This window comes from Vibrio porteresiae DSM 19223 (assembly GCF_024347055.1).
Taxonomy (GTDB): Bacteria; Pseudomonadota; Gammaproteobacteria; order Enterobacterales; family Vibrionaceae; genus Vibrio; species Vibrio porteresiae.
This window is the reverse complement of record NZ_AP024895.1, coordinates 2,240,569-2,256,008: the sequence shown is the minus strand read 5'-3', so window position 1 is coordinate 2,256,008 and position 15,440 is coordinate 2,240,569. Positions and strand designations below refer to the sequence as shown.

Here is a 15,440-nt window from a genome sequence, read left to right as displayed (position 1 = left end):
CCCAACGGATGGGATGATGAGCTGTGATTAAACTCTTTGACTTGTTGTATGACCAGCTAATGGCACTGACTTATCTGGACGTGATCGTTGCGTACTTCATTGCGTCGTTCTCTCGTGCTGTATTTGCTTCGCTCTTTAAGCTGTATCAAACCCTTCTTGATGAGTGGTTCTATTACAACGCTTCTCGACGCATGCTAATAGGTGCTAAATGTGCAGTGATGCAGACATTTCAGTCCAAAGAAAGGGCAAGAGCTTACAACCGTTATCTTGAAGCGGTTTTCAGAACGGGGAAGGGTAGAAGAGAATGAATGCATATAATGTGGGAATCGACCCTGACTCAGATCGCCATGGTATTGCCGTCTACCTTAATGGAACTCTTGTACAACTACATAACCTCCAGTTACTCGAAATAAGAGAGTTGTTGTTAAACATGCTGAATGAGGGCTGTGTGGTAGCGCACATAGAGGACACCACTGTTATCAATACTAGATTCGAAAAAAAAGGCGTTAAGAACGAAAAGGCAGCTACTGCCATTGATAGGTCCATTGGAAAAGTTCAGCAGGCTCAGGTGGAGGTAGAGCGGTTATTGGTCTCAGTCGGCATTCGATATACCAAACAACGTATAAGTAGCGCATGGAAAGACTCTAAGTCTGGAAAGAAACAGTTTGAGCTTATCACTGGCTGGAATGGGCGTAGTAATGAGGATACCAGAAGCGCTGCCTATATATGTTTCATTGGGATGGGCAATGCCATTGCAATGGGGCGTTCTGCCATGAAGAGCTGGAATGGGTGATGCCATGAATTTATCAGATCTAATAAGAGGCAAGTCGTTAAGTTCTTCGAGAAGAGCCAATATGAATATTGCACTCCAAGCTCTACGAGTTCAGAAAAAGATGACTACAGAGGCGTTGTCGAAAGTGCTGGGAATGAAGAGAGAGTCTGTAAGTAGAGTAATTGGCGATTTAAAAGCTCATGGATACCGCGTTGTATCGGTAGTAAATAGTGATGGCCGTTACTGGTTTTATGAATACAGCCTAGAAGATTAGGAGTTCAGTTCATTGTTAGTGCTTCAACCATTCTTGCAGTTCGACCTTGGAATAATGATGTTCAAGCCGGGGAAAACATTATTAAACGAGCTGACAAAGATGAGCAAAGGAAACCGGCTTCTATTAATGCCTTTGCCTGATGAGCTAGTTAACGTTCCCAGCGGAAAGCTAAATTACCCTGTATTTCAAAGTGGTTCTAAGACGCTGGCTGATAAGGTGAGTTTAATTGAATTTTTCACCCACTCCGAAGTGAGGAAGCGCCTTGGTAATTTCCAATCGTGGGTGGAAAAGATACCCCACTGCCAGCTATCTGATGGGGAATATTGCGATCACAATCTTACGATAATGAAATGTGGACGAGGTGCGCTAAGAGTTTGCTGGCATCATGATAATGAATTCAGGGATAGCGCTGACGATCGCTGCATTGATTTGGCCGAAAAAAACCTAATGTTGTTTTCTCTCGAGCGTATCCATAGACAGTTGAGGCTGGAAAGGGACCGCGTTGTTTCATTACAAGAACTCTGCTGGTGGAGTGTTATAAACGGCGTTTATGACGCATTACCCAAATCGATTGCGGATGAGGTTATTGGGGTAAAACAGAAGCATGATCAAGGAAAGCTAAATCCGAGACGACTTGAATCCGACGATAGATTAAAGCCAGATTCAAAGGAATCAATTTCACGATTAGCAAAGGCTGTGATCTTAAATATTGATGAAGAACCACCAGCCCTGTACATGGCGAAGCCGAAAGAAATCACTTGGCACAATGAGAAGTACCTCGGTTTTGTTAGATCGCTCCCGTGCGTTATTACAGGAAAGACAGAAGGAGTGGTGGCTCATCATTTAATCGGCCACGGCGAAGGAAAAACAGGGGGAAAGGCCCACGACTTGTTTACTATCCCTCTGCATGCAGACGAGCATAGAGTTTTTCACGATGACCCCAAAGGGTGGGAAGAAAAACATGGTTCTCAACTATTTTACGTGAAACAAACTATCAGCAAGGCCCTTCAGATGGGCGCCATCATTTAGGAGACAACATGGATAATCAACATAAGAAAATCAAAGGGTATCGGGATTTGACTCAAGAGGAGATCGACGCGATGAATGCGATAAAAAAAGAAGGGGAACGCTTAGGCATTCTTATCGAGGAAATGCGCGCCAATCTTCAGTTAGATCAAAGATGGGTTTCAATCGCTGAGACGCATTTGCAGCAAGGCGTCATGGCTGCTGTTCGAGCGGTGGCTCAGCCAGAGTCTTTTTAGTAGGCATTGTTAAGAGCTGCTTTGGTGGCTCTTCTAGATGTGCTTGTAGTATTTTTCGTTGCGTTTGCTACGCTACTGTTCTCATTGTTAATTCAGCTCTCGCGAGGGGAAGTTTATGGGATTAGTTGTCAATATTGAACATTGGCCAATGGCTGCGGCAATTGCCTTGGCTACCGAAGGCGTTAGAGCAAGCTACAACCATGGTGGAGGGTTTGGCGGCGGCTTTGGCGCGACTGATAGAGAGATAGGATCCAAACTAGATGGAGCAAAGGTTCTTGCCGTCATTGAATGCATCGGAAAGAAGTTTAAGCATTTAGAAGATTGGATGCTATTTGCATATGCATCACCAGGTTGGAATGATACTAGAAATCGAGAGCGGTTCCTAACCACTGCACTTAATGACTGGGCCTTTGCTTGGTTGGCGAAAGGAGTTGTCGTTCAAGAACGAACCGGTTCAAAATTCAGGGTAATACTACCGCTTATAGCTAGTGCTTTTGCTCTTGAGCAGGCTTCAGGTGCTAAGGTGGATAATGTAAACGGTGATATCTATTATTCATCAGCTGTGAAGAGAGAGTCTTTAATATCAATGCTGGTGGATGATGATTGCATACTGAAAGGAGAATACAGCGATGCGTTCAAGAAAAAGAGAAAGCGTTATTATCAGGCCAACTGGTCACGATGGCAGGAACATATAGAGATTGCTAGAACCATTCTCATTAACTATGACAAGTATGCTCAGAAATTGTTTAAAGAAGAGCTTGAAAACAAAATGATGTCAAATTATACTATGAATTCCTAGTTTGGGTTATTACGCCTGAACAACATAAACCGCCACTCGGCGGTTTTTTTGTGCCTCAAATTCTCTCCTGTTTATCCAGCTCGAATAAGGTCCATCCTTAGGGGGTGGGTATGCGTATGAATGAAAAAGTTTCCAGCTCTCTGTCTTACTTCTGGAACACGATGATTGGTGTGTTCGGTTCGGTATCTACTGACGCGTATATGGTTATTATTGCTCTTGTTGGCATGCTATTAACTGCGTTCATTAATAATTACTGGCAAAAGAAAACATTCAAGGCCAACTTTCCTGAGAACAAAAGTTAATGAAGAGCGCTATATCTCGAATGATTGCGGCTGGAGCTAGCGCTTTGGCTATGGCAACCGTAATGATTGTTCCCTTTGAGGGCTCAGAGAATAAGGTCTATTACGACGTCGCTGGTGTTCCAACTGTTTGTCATGGTCATACAGGACCAGACATCATTGAAAGTAAAACGTACTCTCCACAAGAGTGTGACGATCTTTTAAAGAAAGACTTGGAAAGGGTCAAGGCTCAAGTCGATCCTGTAATTCTGGTAGACATACCTGAGCACACGAGGGCTGCACTTTATTCGTTTGCTTATAATGTTGGTACTGGAGCCTTTACTCATTCCACCCTCCTAAGAAAGCTGAATGCCTCCGATATTAATGGCGCGTGCTTAGAGCTTAAGCGATGGGTATACGCTGGAGGCAAGAAGTGGAATGGCCTGGTTAGTAGAAGAAAGGTGGAAGAAGACATATGCAGCTATCGTCCTCCCTGAAGGTCTTGAGTGTCGGTTTGATTTTCCTATTAATTGTTACCTTGTCTGCGCTTTACGCTGTAGAACGTAAAGGCCGGTTACTTGCTGAGCTTGAGCGTGACAATGTAACAAAGCAAAGGGATTCGCTATTGCTCACCATAGTTGAGCAGAAAGAGCGGATTGAATCCTTCAATACTCTTGGGATAAAGAACAGTGAGCAACTTACTGCCGCAAAGAAAGAAATCGATCGTCTTAACGATAGGTTGCGCTCTAGCTCTGACAGGTTGCTCGTCAAAGCCGAGTGTCCAGTCTCAATGTCTAGCTCCACCAGCTCCGGAGGCATGGAGCATGAAAGCCCCGCCCGACTTAGCAGCTCAGCTAGAGAAGATTATATACACCTCAGACAAATGATGGCTGAGGTTAACCAGCAGGTTATTTATCTGCAGGACTATATTAAAACTCAATGTTTAAGGTGATTACATGGCAGACCAAGACTTAGCGGCCAGCAAGGCCTCTCAACAACAGATGTTGATCAATGAAGTAAACCGACTTGCTCAGCGCGTGCAAGACAAAGCAGGCGTAACGGTAAAGAGCATTTCTTTCCAATCTATGACGATTCAGTCTGGCGATCAAACATCAAATAAAGTGCAAATTAGCTCTATTGAATTTGAATAAATCACTCGTTTTGACGGGATAATCTAATCAAACTAGCCCGCAAAATCATTCACAACTTTCAAAGAATGTCAAAGTGTGGATAAGTATTATTTCTTTGGCCTTTCTTTGGTGAAAAACATTATTAAACAATAACTTACGTGTTGTTTTGATTGTGGATTAAATATGGGGAGGGCGGGTCAAAACCTTGTGTACATTTGAGTGTACACCGCGCCCTCCAGTATATTTTTATACCCGCGAAAAATGAAATTTAAATCCGGAGTGTTTTGGCTGCTCATTTTTCTGATAAGAAATGATTAGCTCACTTATGTGAATAACTTTTTGCACAACTTGAGGTCGGCAATGGAAACCCAATTGGCACAGAGAATGATGGAAATTGCTCAGCGTGACTCTCTCTCTGACGACCATGAACTTGTTCTAACAGCAAAGGAATTTGAAAAGGCAGCAATTGGCTATGCAGCTGAGCCACAAACCTGCGGTGTGAAAAATTTTCTCGGATGTTGGGCTAGGGCTAAAAAAGTTTATTCAAAATATACCGGTGAGCCTCTGATATGAAACACTCAAGTACAAACGAACACATCCACACTCCAATGGATGGCAGAGGCCCTAGAAAAGTTTTTGTGAACGGAAATGAAATTCCACATGTATTTTATGCCGACACAAAAAAAGGCATCGTAAGATTCAGCCCGGAACCAATCCGAACCAAAAAGAATTCCGATTATGTATATTCGAGAGTTCTGAAAGGTGAAGTGACTGTTGAGGAAATCTAAATGAAATTCCCAAAATGTTCAGGGTGCGAACGTCGCAAACAATGGATCAAGAAATGGAGCAAGATTGCTTATGAGCGTTCAAGAAAAATCATTGCTAATAGTAAAACTGACAACTCCTCTAACTCTTGAACAGACGGATGAAATCCAAGATCGAATCAACCGCGGCCTTGCTGACTTAAATGTCGCTTGCGTTATTTGTCCGCTTGAGTCAGAAATTCAATTTCACCAACCGATTGGTGAGCTGATCGATGCTCTGAAAAATCAGACGGTGGCACTTAACAATTTAGCCTCAAGCAATATCGCAATAGTTGATGAGATTTCTGCATTTCAGGATGAAGAGCCTGTAGATGAATTGAAAATACCGCAGACTTTATAATGCCCAGACGAATTCAAAAACAATGTCGTCTGCAAGGTTGTAATACCTTGCATCGAAATGCTAATGGTTATTGCGATGAACATTCAGAGCACGCCATGGGCTGGAAGCGAACTCAATTCAAAAATGGCAGTTCAAACAAGCGTGGTTACGGTTACTCTTGGAGAAAACTGAGAGAAAAGATCTTAAGTCGTGATGAGTATCTTTGTCAGCCCTGCTTGGCTAAAGGGCAAATCACTGCTGCAACAGAGGTGGATCACATTATCAATAAGGCCTCTGGCGGTACTGATGACGAGTACAACCTCCAGTCGATTTGTAAGTCATGCCACAAGGAGAAGACTCAGTCAGAATCCAGAAAGTGAGGTTTGAATGCCTGGTGTATCGGGAAGATCTGGAAGGCCAAAAAAGCCTTCGGCTAAAAAGGAGCTTGCAGGCAACCCCGGAAAGCGAGCTCTCAATAAAAATGAGCCAGACTTTGGTTTGGTCACCAATATTATTTGCCCTGACTGGATAGGTGAGTACGGAAGAGAGTTATGGGAGACGGTTGCTCCTTTGCTTTGCAGGGAAAAAATACTTAGTGCGACAGACATCCAAAACTTAGAAGTGTATTGCACTGCTTATCATCAGTTTAGGGAGTGTGAAATCAATATAGGTAAGTTTGGACTGGTTGTTACTGGAGCGACTGGTGGTCCGGTCAAGAACCCCGCCCTTACTGCCAAGAATGAAGCTGTAAAACAAATGTCCTCCTTCGGTGGCATGCTTGGACTAGATCCTTCAAGCCGTCAAAGACTCACAGGTTCTGGAAAAGGAAAAGAGGGGGAAAATCCATTTAAGGACGTTCTATGAGTAAATTCCCTGCAGTCGTTCAGGCTGAAAGGTTTGCTAGAAACGTCATAGCTGGGAAAATACCCGCGTGTAAATACATCATACTTGCATGTCAGCGCCATTTTGATGATGTAAAAAAATCCAGAAGTAAAGACTATCCATATAAGTTCGATAAAGCTGAGGCAGAGCGACGGATTGCCTTTATAGAAATGCTTCCTCATACCAAAGGTAAATGGGCTGGTCGCCGTCTAGAGCTAGAGCCGTGGCAAAAATTTGGCATAGCCATGACATTTGGCTGGCTGAAAAAAAAGAACAAGCTCCGTCGATTTAGAGAATCTTACTGGGAAGTAAACCGTAAGAATGGAAAGTCAGCGATCGCAGCTGGTGTCGGTTTGTCCTGTTTTGTGCAAGACAGAGAGAACGGTGCCGAAGTTTACTCAGGCGCAACGACTGAGAAGCAAGCGTGGGAGGTGTTTAGACCTGCTAGGCTAATGGTTATGAGAACTCCAGCACTAAAAGATGCCGCTGGAATTGAAGTTAATGCATCCAATTTAAATCGCCCCATTGATGATGCTCGATTTGAGCCGATTATCGGTAACCCTGGCGACGGTGCCTCTCCGTCATGTGCCATTGTCGATGAATACCACGAACATGATAGTGATAGTCTTTACACGACCATGCTTACAGGTATGGGGGCGCGTGAGCAAGGGTTAATATTTACGATCACGACGGCTGGATATAACATCGAAGGCCCTTGCTACGACAAGCGCCGAGAAGTTATAGAAATGCTTGAAGGCACTGTCAGAAATGATGAGCTGTTCGGTTGGATTTGGACTATCGATGATACCGACGACTGGAAAGATCCAGAAGCTCTCAAGAAAGCCAACCCAAATATGGGTGTCTCAGTAGACTTTGACTATTTGGTAAGCCAGCAACAGCGAGCGATTCGTCAGCCTCGTTTTGCAAATACATTTAAAACAAAGCATCTAGGTATTTGGGTTTCTGCCAAAAGTAGCTTTTATAACCTTGCTCAGTGGGAAAGGTGCAGAGATACATCTCTAAAACTTGAAAGTTTTGAAGGTTATCCTGCCGTTCTCTCATTTGACTTGGCTAGAAAACTCGATCTGAACTCAATGGCGCGCCTATTTTGGAAAGATATCGACGGTAGGCGCCACTATTACAGTGTCGCGCCTAAGTTTTGGGTGCCAGAAGATACGGTATTTAACCACGACAACCAAAAGTTGGCTGAGAAGTACCAAACGTGGGTGAACATGGGTATTTTAACCGCAACCGATGGGGCTGAAACTGACTATCGAGAAATACTTGAAGAAGCAAAGCACGCTAGCCAGGAAAACCCAATTAAAGCATCCCCTATCGATCCATTTGGTGCTACCTATCTTGCTCATCAGCTTGATGATGAAGGATTAGAGCCCATCACCATAACGCAAAACTACACCAACATGAGTGACCCGATGAAAGAGATAGAGGCAGCAATCGCGTCAGGCCGATTTCATCATGACGGCAATCCAATTATGACTTGGTGTATGAGTAACGTTATCGGAAAAAACTTACCGGGCAATGACGATGTCGTTAGGCCGATCAAGCAAGGTAACGACAACAAAATTGACGGAGCCGTTACTTTAATGATGGCTGTTGGTCAGGTTATGAAGCCGGATGAAACTGACGATGAAGATTTCATGAAATCAATAATGGACCCAATAATCGTATGATCTATGCATTAGTTCTTTACTTCACATTTCTTATTGTTGGGCTTTCAAGCTTGGTGGTAGGTGTTCATATATTGCTGGGGTTGGGATATGCATATCTAGCCGGTGGGATCGCGTTAATCGTTCTGGCTCTCATTATAGGTAGAGGGTTAAAAGAACCATCCCAACAACAACCCAAACAAAAAGGCTGATTAAATGGCGAATAATAAATCGTTTTTGGACGTTATTAGTCGATCTGTCACTTCGCCGTCATCTTCTCTTGGCTCATTTTTTAGTGGTCAGTCGTTTGGCTTAAGTGATGGAAGCTTTTGGACTCAAGTATTTGGGTTCAGTTCGAATAGTGGAAAGCCTGTAAGTGTTAATGGGGCCATGAAGCTATCGGCGGTATGGGCTTGTGTTCGCCTGGTCTCCACTTCAGTGGCTGGTTTGCCATTCGGTGTTTACGAAAAAACGAAAGATGGCGGAAGAATAAGCGCTACTGATCTGAGTGCTTACGATGTGATTCACAATAGCCCAAATGAAGATATGACGGCATTTCAGTTTTGGCAGGCTATTGTTGCCTCCATGCTGTTATGGGGGAATGGTTATGCGGAAATAAGTTGGTCATCGGATGGGCGTGGAGGGGTAATACCTATCGCCTTAGATTTCCTACTTCCCAGTCGTATTGAACTCAAAACTGATGACAAGGGACGCCTTCGGTATTTTTACAGAAGCGTTGCAGGTGGCCTAAGAGAGATCAATAGAAAAAATATGTTGCACATTCCAGCATTCAGTTTGGATGGCAGGATTGGGTTATCAGCCATCAGCTACGGAGTAAATATTTTTGGTGCTGCAATGTCTGCAGAAGATGCAGCAAATGGGACGTTTAAGAACGGGTTAATGCCAACGACAGCTTTTCTTGTTGACCGAATTCTTAAGTCCGATCAGCGTGCTGAGTTTCGAAAGTACGTTGAAACCGTATCTGGAGCAATGAACGCGGGAAAATCTCCAGTGTTAGAGCAGGGGGTTAAGCCTGAGCAAATAGGAATTAATCCTGCAGATGCTCAACTATTAGAGTCGCGTTCTTTTGGCATAGAAGAAATATGCCGCTGGTTTGGTGTAGACCCTTCCATGATTGGTCACGGAGGGAAGGACAGTAACTGGGGAACAGGGTTAGAGCAAAAACAAATCTGGTATTTAACTTTTTGTATAAGTGCTTTTACCAACCAAATTCAGCAATGCGTCAACAAAAGATTATTAACTTCGATTCAAAGAAGAAAGTATTACTCAGAGTTTTCTCTTGAGGGCTTTCTTAAGGCCGATAGCGCTGCAAGAGCATCTTTCTATAGCTCTATGGCGCAAAACGGTGTTTATACAAGAGATGATATCCGCACTAAAGAAAATCTGCCGCGTAAAGGTGGCAATGCAGATGTGCTAACCGTCCAGTCAAACCTATTACCGCTTGATCAATTAGGGAGCAACACCCCGGCCAATGATGTTAGAGCGGCTCTTCTAAACCTCTTGAAAGATGGCGAGGATTAATTATGCCAATCAAAATGAAATCATGGCTCACTAAGTCGGGGCTTAATTCAAACAATATCCACAGCGATATTAGCCCTAAAGCTTTTGAAATGTGGAACCCTAGCATTCGAGCTGAAGCGTCAGATCCAGAAACGACTATTACTATTTATGGTGTCATTGGTGAGGACTGGTGGACTGGGGAAGGGGTAACAGTGAATCGCATTGATGCCGCACTTCGACGTATTGGAGATATGCCGGTTACCGTTTACATCAATTCACCCGGTGGTGACATGTTCGAAGGTATCGCTATCTACAACCGACTTCGGGAGCATTCAAAAGATATCACAGTGAAAGTTATTGGCATCGCCGCATCAGCGGCGTCGGTTATCGCCATGGCAGGGGATAAGCGAGAAGTTGCCGCCACAGGATTTCTGATGATTCACAACTGTTGGACATGTGTTTGCGGAAATCGACACGCCATGCGTGAATTTGCAAATACCATGGAAGAGTTTGATTTAACCATGGCCGATCTCTATGCGGAAACTAGCGATCAACCAGTAGAAGATATGTCCCGAATGATGGACGAAGAAACCTACATTCGAGGTAAGAAATGCGTCGAGCTTGGGCTTGCGACCTCATTGCTTGATTCTCGTGAAGTCTCTGAATCGGATGATGAAGAGTCAAAGCAAACCAATGCGTTAAAAGCGATGGACATTGCATTGGCTAAGTCTGGCATGCCGCGAGCTAAACGCCGTGAACTTTTCTCAAACTTTAAGCCCAGCACGCCTAGCGCTGCTGGCGGGGTTACGCCTGGCGCTAACCTGTCCAATACGCCGAGCGCTGTTGTTGAACCAGATCTTAGTGCTGCATTGGGTGCAGCAAACTCACTTTTAGAGACAATAAAGGGGCTAAAACATGCCAACTCCTAATTCTGAACAGCAGTTCGTACAACTCCAAGCTAGCCTTAGCGAAATTAATGCAGCAATTAAGGCTCAAGCTGAAGCAACTGAAAAAGAAGTAAAACGTGTCGGTGAAATGCACGGTGAAACCCGAGCAAAAGTTGATGAGCTTCTATCAAAACAAGGCGAACTCCAAGCTCGCCTGCAAGAAGCTGAGCAAAAATTGGTTAATTCAGGTAAAGAACCGGAGCGAGAAGAGTTTCAATCTGCAGGTAAGCGAGTTGCCAGCTTATTGGAAGAGAAAGGTTGGCAAAGCAATGCTCGCTCATCAGCTAGAATTGCCATGCCTCGTTCAGCGATCACATCAATTAGCGATGCAGGGGACAATATTGTAGCCCCTGACTGGCAACGGGGAATTATTGAAGGTCCTACTCGTCAATTGACAATCCGAGATTTACTGGCGCCCGGAAATACAAATAGCAACACGGTGCCTTTTGTTCGCGAAACGGGCTTTACCAATAACGCAGCAACTGTTTCTGAAACAGTGAAGAAGCCCTATTCCGATCTGAAATTTGAACCAGATCATGCAACTGTTCAAGTTATTGCTCACTTGATGAAAACGTCTAAGCAAATCCTTGACGACATGCCAGCGTTAGCAAGTTTTATCGACGCTCGTGCACGCTATGGTCTGAAGTTGAAAGAAGAAATCCAGTTTCTTTACGGGACTGGTACTGGTAACCAAATTGCAGGCATTATCCCTCAGGCTCAGACGTATGCTAAGCCATCTGGAGCGGCGGTAACCGGTGAGCAACGTCTAGATCGATTACGCCTGGCTTTGTTGCAGGCTGCGCTAGCTGAATACCCATCGGACGGTATTGTTATTCATGAAACCGATTGGGCAAATATTGAGCTCATCAAAGATACTCAAGGCCGTTACATTATCGGTAATCCTCAAGGTAGCGTGGAGCCGATGTTATGGCGCCGCCCCGTCGTTGCGACTCAGTCGATTAATCAGAATGAGTTCCTCTGTGGTTCGTTCCGACTTGGCGCGCAAATCTTTGATCGTCAAGATATCGAAGTGGTTGTTTCAACGGAAAACGTTGATGACTTTGAAAACAATATGGTCTCAATTCGATGTGAGGAGCGTACAGCTCTAGCGGTTTACCGACCAGAAGCATTTGTTCACGGCGAGCTTACGGAAGTTGCTAGTTAAATCATGAAAAACAGATAAAGGCCGCATTCCGCGGCCTTTATTATTTGGAGAAACATAATGAGTGAAGTTCTAGTTACAGCAAAAAGAAGTTTCTATTTCGGTGCGGAAGTAAAAACTCGGCGATCTCCGGCATTTACGGTCAGTGAGCATGAATACAAGCAGTTGTCCAACAAAGGCCTTGTCGTTCTAAGTTCAGACGCAAAGGTAAAGCCCCAAAAATCCGAAGAGCCAGAACCGTCGTCTGCATCGCAAGCGGACCAAGCCTCACAAAGTCAGACTGCGACAAAATCAAGCAGTGGAAAGACAGCCACAGGAAAGGCCCAAACAGCGAAAGCGAAGTAGCAACCATCTGCGTAAATAGTAGCTACAGGATGGCTCCTTTTTGCGATTATCTATATGCGATGGATAGGGCTTGGTGGCGCGTTAATATTCGAGCTGTTCAAGAAACCTTTGAGGGCCATCTAGCGACAATTCTACTTGGGTGCTTCAATGTTGAGCGATTTGTGATACCAGAAAGAAACAATTCAGGCGCTGGCGCTGTTGAGCTGGCGATTCAACTTGGCGCCAAAACAATTATTCTCACTGGCTATGACATGCAACACACCGATGGGAAAAAACATTGGCATCCAGACCATCCAGAGCCGCTAAAAAATGCAGGAGCCGTGTGCAAATGGCCCGAAGAGTTTGAAAGAATTAAAGCTAGGTATCCCGATGTGAAAATTATTAACAGCACAAGGGAAACAGCATTGAAAATGTTCGAAAGAATTCCTTTGGAGAAAGCCCTGAATGAGTTTTATTAGCCTCGATTTAGCCAAGCAGTATCTCAATGTTATTCATGACTTTGATGATCTCAAACTTCAGATGTTGCTTGACGGCGCAGAAGATGAAGCTACGCAGTTTATCGAACGAACATTATCTGATCTTGTTGAAGAAGATGTGATCGAATCATCTAGTGAAATAATTAATGAAAACACTCTGCCAAGTTCTGTGGTGCTGGCTGTGATGATGCTTTTGCAGGGAGCTTATCAAGCAACGCCAGAAGATGCGGAGAGGTTACGCAAAGGAGCGGAAATCAAGCTAACTCCGTTTCGTATCGGTTGGGGGATTTAATGCTTGCTCATCGATTAAGACATTCCATAAAGATTCAGTCGCCCATCGAATCACAAGATGACGATAGTGGTGAAATCATTACGATTTGGCAAGATATCGAGCTGTCGACGGGTAAGTCTGACATACCTGCTGAAGTTTTAACTGGTGGAGGGAAAGAGTCTTACGCGGAGAATTCGAAGTTCTCTGAAGTTGCGGCACGAATTAATATCCGATGGTTCCCGTACCCTCAACAGGAATTGTATAAGTGCAGAATAATCTGGGAAAGCCAGATAATGAACATTATCGATGTTCAAACAGATTTGACAGCGCGCCAAGAATGGCGATTTAAATGCGAAGCAGGCGTGAGCGTCTCAGGGGGGTAACGCTAAATGGCTCAAAATGATTTCAGCATACTTGGTTTTGACGATGTTGCTAAGAAACTCATGCGTCTATCTGTAGATGTTGGAGATAAGGCTGGTCGTTCTGCATTAAAAAAGGCTGCAGGAATTGTTGCTAAAGCCGCTCGTGATAACGCAATGCTGGTGGACGATCCTGTGACTGGTAGGAGAATTAGGGATAATATCCGTCTGCAGTTTGCCTCCAAGCATTATAGAGAAACTGGGGATCTTATGTATCGAGTCGGTGTCTCTACTAAAAAGGGGCCAATCCCTAAAAACAATCCAGATGAAGGACGCGGGGGGAATACACCTCACTGGCATCTTATAGAGGAAGGAACTGAGCATGCAAAAGCTCAGCCGTTTTTGCGCCCGGCTCTTTCTGACAATATAAATCCAGTATTGGACAGGCTTAGAACAGAGCTCAGTAAAGAGATCGAAAAGGCTCTTAAAATATGATTAAACCGGCTCCAATTTTTAAAGTTTGTTCGCAGAGCGAAGATGTAAAAGCGTTTCTTGGCGATTCCCCAGTTCGTTTTTATTTGTTTGGATTTGCGCCTCAGTCACCAACATATCCTTATGCGGTGTGGCAAGTAGTTAATGGTGCCCCAGAAAACTATATTAATGAAACCCCTAATATTGATGGTTACACACTACAGGTCGATGTTTATGCGAAATCAGCCTCAGATGCTAGAGGTGTGACTAGTGCCTTGATAGATGCAATAGAGCCTCATGCGTATGTAACTTCATATCGACCTGAAAGTCGCGACGACAACACGATGAATTATCGAAATGGATTTGATGTCGATTGGTTGGTTAACCGCTAAATATCGCCACAAGCCAATTATAAGCCAGACATCAGTCTGGCTTTTTTCTAAGTAATTATTCTGGAGATAAACCCATGGCAATAAAAACCCAGGGCACGCAACTGTATGCCATTGACCCAGCAGACGGTTCGTTGCTTGCGGTCAGTTGTGTTACCTCTATTGATGGTATTGACTCGACCATTGAGCAAATTGAAACGACCTGTTTGGAGGCCGATGCCCGTGACTATGAAAGTGGATTGGCGACTCCCGGAACAGCAAGTTTTGGCATCAACGTAGATCCTTCTGACGGAAGTCATGTGCGCTTACATCAGCTAAAAACAGCAGGAACTAAACTAGAGTGGGCCTTAGGGTGGGGTGACGGAAAAGATATCAAACCTCTTATTGTTCTCGATAGCGATGGCAAGCATCAATGGGACTTGCCTGAGACTAGAAGTTGGATTCCATTTGTTGGATTCATGAACAGCTATCCTTTCAGCTTCGCTTTGAATGCGGTTGTTCAATCAACAGTTGGTATTCAAATATCAGGTGACCCGGTTCTAGTTCCAAAATCAGCCTAATTGAATGGAGACAACATGCAACAACTTAGTGTCGATATGCTAAAAACAGCCGGTGCCTTCGCACCGGCTAAACCAGAGCGTAAAGAAATAGAATGGATGGTTGATGGCCGCGATGAGTCTTTTAAAGCCATTGTTTACGTGCGGAAAAAATCTTTCTTAACATTGATTGAAGAAAGTAAATCTGCAAAAGAAAGTGATTTGGCTATCGCTTCAAAAATATCTTCGAGCATAGTTGATGCAGAAGGTAAGCCAATATTTCATGTTGGCGATGTAATTGGGAACGAAGACCATGGTCCTATGTGCGCTGGTTTATCAATGGCCCTTCTGGCAGTGATTTATGAGGTAAATGGTTTGGGTTTAGAAGCTGACCCAAAGCAATCTCAGCCGATGATGAGTTCTGGTGTGACCTCGTCCTCGCAGGAATCGGCGGAAACACGCTCGAAGGAGCAAAGCAAAACCTAACCTATAAAGAAGTGCTTACTTGGCAGTCTTATAGGATGAAAAATGGCCCTTTGTCTATGCAGCGCCGATCAGTGGATATGCTGGAGGCATTTATGCCTTACTTTGGTATTGCGCACAGCATTAAGGATCAGTCGGGCTCTCTGGCTCTTTCTGATTTCAAATTGTACGAAGTTCCTAAGGAAGACAAAGAAGCAAGCATAGATGATATTTTTGCCGCGCTTAAGAGTGTTGCTAAGCGTAATGAAAGTAATAAGTAGCGGAAATGCCGCG

General features: G+C 44.2%; 27 protein-coding genes. All 27 read left to right on the top strand.

What is annotated here, in order from left to right:
* The first annotated feature begins 23 nt into the window (after nt 1-23).
* The gene (locus tag OCV11_RS10200; RefSeq protein ID WP_261892754.1) at nt 24-308 is read left to right on the top strand and encodes a hypothetical protein; all 285 of its coding nucleotides are present in this window, start codon (nt 24-26) and stop codon (nt 306-308) included.
* Nucleotides 305-793, top strand: coding sequence for a hypothetical protein (locus OCV11_RS10195; protein ID WP_261892753.1), 489 nt, complete (start codon nt 305-307; stop codon nt 791-793). The genes OCV11_RS10200 and OCV11_RS10195 overlap by 4 nt, the downstream gene beginning before the upstream one ends.
* A gap of 61 nt (nt 794-854) precedes the next feature.
* Nucleotides 855-1,046: a helix-turn-helix domain-containing protein gene (locus tag OCV11_RS10190; RefSeq protein WP_261892752.1), complete on the top strand. Its 192-nt coding sequence runs from the start codon at nt 855-857 to the stop codon at nt 1,044-1,046.
* Nucleotides 1,047-1,064: 18 nt separating this feature from the next.
* Nucleotides 1,065-2,075: a DUF968 domain-containing protein gene (locus tag OCV11_RS10185; RefSeq protein ID WP_261896272.1), complete on the top strand. Its 1,011-nt coding sequence runs from the start codon at nt 1,065-1,067 to the stop codon at nt 2,073-2,075.
* 8 nt (nt 2,076-2,083) lie between these two features.
* Nucleotides 2,084-2,308, top strand: a complete 225-nt coding sequence (locus OCV11_RS10180; RefSeq protein WP_261892751.1) for an Acb2/Tad1 domain-containing protein — start codon at nt 2,084-2,086, stop codon at nt 2,306-2,308.
* Nucleotides 2,309-2,423: 115 nt separating this feature from the next.
* Complete coding sequence (locus OCV11_RS10175; protein ID WP_261892750.1) at nt 2,424-3,107, top strand: hypothetical protein; 684 nt, start codon at nt 2,424-2,426, stop codon at nt 3,105-3,107.
* Nucleotides 3,108-3,217: 110 nt separating this feature from the next.
* Complete coding sequence (locus OCV11_RS10170; protein WP_261892749.1) at nt 3,218-3,409, top strand: phage holin family protein; 192 nt, start codon at nt 3,218-3,220, stop codon at nt 3,407-3,409.
* A gap of 50 nt (nt 3,410-3,459) precedes the next feature.
* The gene (locus OCV11_RS10165) at nt 3,460-3,882 is read left to right on the top strand and encodes a lysozyme (protein ID WP_390903397.1); all 423 of its coding nucleotides are present in this window, start codon (nt 3,460-3,462) and stop codon (nt 3,880-3,882) included.
* Nucleotides 3,861-4,337, top strand: coding sequence for a lysis protein (locus OCV11_RS10160; RefSeq protein ID WP_261892747.1), 477 nt, complete (start codon nt 3,861-3,863; stop codon nt 4,335-4,337). Before OCV11_RS10165 ends, OCV11_RS10160 begins: the two co-directional genes overlap by 22 nt.
* A 4-nt stretch (nt 4,338-4,341) precedes the next feature.
* Nucleotides 4,342-4,536, top strand: a complete 195-nt coding sequence (locus tag OCV11_RS10155; RefSeq protein WP_261892746.1) for a hypothetical protein — start codon at nt 4,342-4,344, stop codon at nt 4,534-4,536.
* Nucleotides 4,537-4,875: 339 nt separating this feature from the next.
* Complete coding sequence (locus OCV11_RS10150) at nt 4,876-5,088, top strand: hypothetical protein (protein ID WP_261892745.1); 213 nt, start codon at nt 4,876-4,878, stop codon at nt 5,086-5,088.
* 285 nt (nt 5,089-5,373) lie between these two features.
* A complete protein-coding gene (locus OCV11_RS10145; protein WP_261892744.1) occupies nt 5,374-5,679 on the top strand; it encodes a hypothetical protein in 306 nt (101 codons plus the stop codon).
* Nucleotides 5,679-6,038: an HNH endonuclease gene (locus OCV11_RS10140; RefSeq protein WP_261892743.1), complete on the top strand. Its 360-nt coding sequence runs from the start codon at nt 5,679-5,681 to the stop codon at nt 6,036-6,038. The genes OCV11_RS10145 and OCV11_RS10140 overlap by 1 nt, the downstream gene beginning before the upstream one ends.
* A gap of 7 nt (nt 6,039-6,045) precedes the next feature.
* On the top strand, nt 6,046-6,522 hold the full coding sequence (locus tag OCV11_RS10135) for a phage terminase small subunit P27 family (RefSeq protein ID WP_261892742.1): 477 nt from the start codon (nt 6,046-6,048) through the stop codon (nt 6,520-6,522).
* Nucleotides 6,519-8,231: a terminase large subunit gene (locus OCV11_RS10130; protein ID WP_261892741.1), complete on the top strand. Its 1,713-nt coding sequence runs from the start codon at nt 6,519-6,521 to the stop codon at nt 8,229-8,231. The genes OCV11_RS10135 and OCV11_RS10130 overlap by 4 nt, the downstream gene beginning before the upstream one ends.
* A 192-nt stretch (nt 8,232-8,423) precedes the next feature.
* A complete protein-coding gene (locus tag OCV11_RS10125; RefSeq protein WP_261892740.1) occupies nt 8,424-9,749 on the top strand; it encodes a phage portal protein in 1,326 nt (441 codons plus the stop codon).
* 2 nt (nt 9,750-9,751) lie between these two features.
* Complete coding sequence (locus tag OCV11_RS10120; RefSeq protein ID WP_261892739.1) at nt 9,752-10,657, top strand: head maturation protease, ClpP-related; 906 nt, start codon at nt 9,752-9,754, stop codon at nt 10,655-10,657.
* Complete coding sequence (locus OCV11_RS10115) at nt 10,644-11,840, top strand: phage major capsid protein (protein WP_261892738.1); 1,197 nt, start codon at nt 10,644-10,646, stop codon at nt 11,838-11,840. The genes OCV11_RS10120 and OCV11_RS10115 overlap by 14 nt, the downstream gene beginning before the upstream one ends.
* Nucleotides 11,841-11,897: 57 nt before the next feature.
* Nucleotides 11,898-12,182, top strand: coding sequence for a hypothetical protein (locus OCV11_RS10110; RefSeq protein ID WP_261892737.1), 285 nt, complete (start codon nt 11,898-11,900; stop codon nt 12,180-12,182).
* Between the two features lie 29 nt (nt 12,183-12,211).
* On the top strand, nt 12,212-12,640 hold the full coding sequence (locus OCV11_RS10105) for a hypothetical protein (RefSeq protein WP_261892736.1): 429 nt from the start codon (nt 12,212-12,214) through the stop codon (nt 12,638-12,640).
* Nucleotides 12,627-12,950, top strand: a complete 324-nt coding sequence (locus OCV11_RS10100; protein WP_261892735.1) for a head-tail connector protein — start codon at nt 12,627-12,629, stop codon at nt 12,948-12,950. Before OCV11_RS10105 ends, OCV11_RS10100 begins: the two co-directional genes overlap by 14 nt.
* Entirely contained in the window at nt 12,950-13,312 is a 363-nt protein-coding gene (locus tag OCV11_RS10095; protein WP_261892734.1) for a head-tail adaptor protein, read from the top strand. Before OCV11_RS10100 ends, OCV11_RS10095 begins: the two co-directional genes overlap by 1 nt.
* A 6-nt stretch (nt 13,313-13,318) precedes the next feature.
* Entirely contained in the window at nt 13,319-13,783 is a 465-nt protein-coding gene (locus OCV11_RS10090; protein ID WP_261892733.1) for an HK97-gp10 family putative phage morphogenesis protein, read from the top strand.
* Nucleotides 13,780-14,151 (top strand): DUF3168 domain-containing protein, encoded by a 372-nt coding sequence (locus OCV11_RS10085; protein ID WP_261892732.1) that lies wholly within the window; start codon nt 13,780-13,782, stop codon nt 14,149-14,151. Before OCV11_RS10090 ends, OCV11_RS10085 begins: the two co-directional genes overlap by 4 nt.
* A 74-nt stretch (nt 14,152-14,225) precedes the next feature.
* A complete protein-coding gene (locus OCV11_RS10080; protein WP_261892731.1) occupies nt 14,226-14,708 on the top strand; it encodes a phage tail tube protein in 483 nt (160 codons plus the stop codon).
* A 15-nt stretch (nt 14,709-14,723) separates the two neighbouring features.
* Nucleotides 14,724-15,170, top strand: a complete 447-nt coding sequence (locus OCV11_RS10075; RefSeq protein WP_261892730.1) for a phage tail assembly chaperone family protein, TAC — start codon at nt 14,724-14,726, stop codon at nt 15,168-15,170.
* 56 nt (nt 15,171-15,226) lie between these two features.
* A complete protein-coding gene (locus OCV11_RS10070) occupies nt 15,227-15,427 on the top strand; it encodes a hypothetical protein (RefSeq protein ID WP_261892729.1) in 201 nt (66 codons plus the stop codon).
* Nucleotides 15,428-15,440 lie beyond the last annotated feature (13 nt).

Excerpts from the sequence above, each read along its gene's own strand:
- OCV11_RS10195 (WP_261892753.1), top strand. The coding sequence starts at position 305 with ATGAATGCATATAATGTGGGAATCGACCCTGACTCAGATCGCCATGGT.
- OCV11_RS10190 (WP_261892752.1), top strand. The coding sequence starts at position 855 with ATGAATATTGCACTCCAAGCTCTACGAGTTCAGAAAAAGATGACTACA.
- OCV11_RS10180 (WP_261892751.1), top strand. The coding sequence starts at position 2,084 with ATGGATAATCAACATAAGAAAATCAAAGGGTATCGGGATTTGACTCAA.
- OCV11_RS10175 (WP_261892750.1), top strand. The coding sequence starts at position 2,424 with ATGGGATTAGTTGTCAATATTGAACATTGGCCAATGGCTGCGGCAATT.
- OCV11_RS10170 (WP_261892749.1), top strand. The coding sequence starts at position 3,218 with ATGCGTATGAATGAAAAAGTTTCCAGCTCTCTGTCTTACTTCTGGAAC.
- OCV11_RS10165 (WP_390903397.1), top strand. The coding sequence starts at position 3,460 with ATGGCAACCGTAATGATTGTTCCCTTTGAGGGCTCAGAGAATAAGGTC.
- OCV11_RS10160 (WP_261892747.1), top strand. The coding sequence starts at position 3,861 with ATGCAGCTATCGTCCTCCCTGAAGGTCTTGAGTGTCGGTTTGATTTTC.
- OCV11_RS10155 (WP_261892746.1), top strand. The coding sequence starts at position 4,342 with ATGGCAGACCAAGACTTAGCGGCCAGCAAGGCCTCTCAACAACAGATG.
- OCV11_RS10150 (WP_261892745.1), top strand. The coding sequence starts at position 4,876 with ATGGAAACCCAATTGGCACAGAGAATGATGGAAATTGCTCAGCGTGAC.
- OCV11_RS10145 (WP_261892744.1), top strand. The coding sequence starts at position 5,374 with ATGAGCGTTCAAGAAAAATCATTGCTAATAGTAAAACTGACAACTCCT.
- OCV11_RS10140 (WP_261892743.1), top strand. The coding sequence starts at position 5,679 with ATGCCCAGACGAATTCAAAAACAATGTCGTCTGCAAGGTTGTAATACC.
- OCV11_RS10135 (WP_261892742.1), top strand. The coding sequence starts at position 6,046 with ATGCCTGGTGTATCGGGAAGATCTGGAAGGCCAAAAAAGCCTTCGGCT.
- OCV11_RS10130 (WP_261892741.1), top strand. The coding sequence starts at position 6,519 with ATGAGTAAATTCCCTGCAGTCGTTCAGGCTGAAAGGTTTGCTAGAAAC.
- OCV11_RS10125 (WP_261892740.1), top strand. The coding sequence starts at position 8,424 with ATGGCGAATAATAAATCGTTTTTGGACGTTATTAGTCGATCTGTCACT.
- OCV11_RS10120 (WP_261892739.1), top strand. The coding sequence starts at position 9,752 with ATGCCAATCAAAATGAAATCATGGCTCACTAAGTCGGGGCTTAATTCA.
- OCV11_RS10115 (WP_261892738.1), top strand. The coding sequence starts at position 10,644 with ATGCCAACTCCTAATTCTGAACAGCAGTTCGTACAACTCCAAGCTAGC.
- OCV11_RS10110 (WP_261892737.1), top strand. The coding sequence starts at position 11,898 with ATGAGTGAAGTTCTAGTTACAGCAAAAAGAAGTTTCTATTTCGGTGCG.
- OCV11_RS10105 (WP_261892736.1), top strand. The coding sequence starts at position 12,212 with ATGGCTCCTTTTTGCGATTATCTATATGCGATGGATAGGGCTTGGTGG.
- OCV11_RS10100 (WP_261892735.1), top strand. The coding sequence starts at position 12,627 with ATGAGTTTTATTAGCCTCGATTTAGCCAAGCAGTATCTCAATGTTATT.
- OCV11_RS10095 (WP_261892734.1), top strand. The coding sequence starts at position 12,950 with ATGCTTGCTCATCGATTAAGACATTCCATAAAGATTCAGTCGCCCATC.
- OCV11_RS10090 (WP_261892733.1), top strand. The coding sequence starts at position 13,319 with ATGGCTCAAAATGATTTCAGCATACTTGGTTTTGACGATGTTGCTAAG.
- OCV11_RS10085 (WP_261892732.1), top strand. The coding sequence starts at position 13,780 with ATGATTAAACCGGCTCCAATTTTTAAAGTTTGTTCGCAGAGCGAAGAT.
- OCV11_RS10080 (WP_261892731.1), top strand. The coding sequence starts at position 14,226 with ATGGCAATAAAAACCCAGGGCACGCAACTGTATGCCATTGACCCAGCA.
- OCV11_RS10075 (WP_261892730.1), top strand. The coding sequence starts at position 14,724 with ATGCAACAACTTAGTGTCGATATGCTAAAAACAGCCGGTGCCTTCGCA.
- OCV11_RS10070 (WP_261892729.1), top strand. The coding sequence starts at position 15,227 with ATGCAGCGCCGATCAGTGGATATGCTGGAGGCATTTATGCCTTACTTT.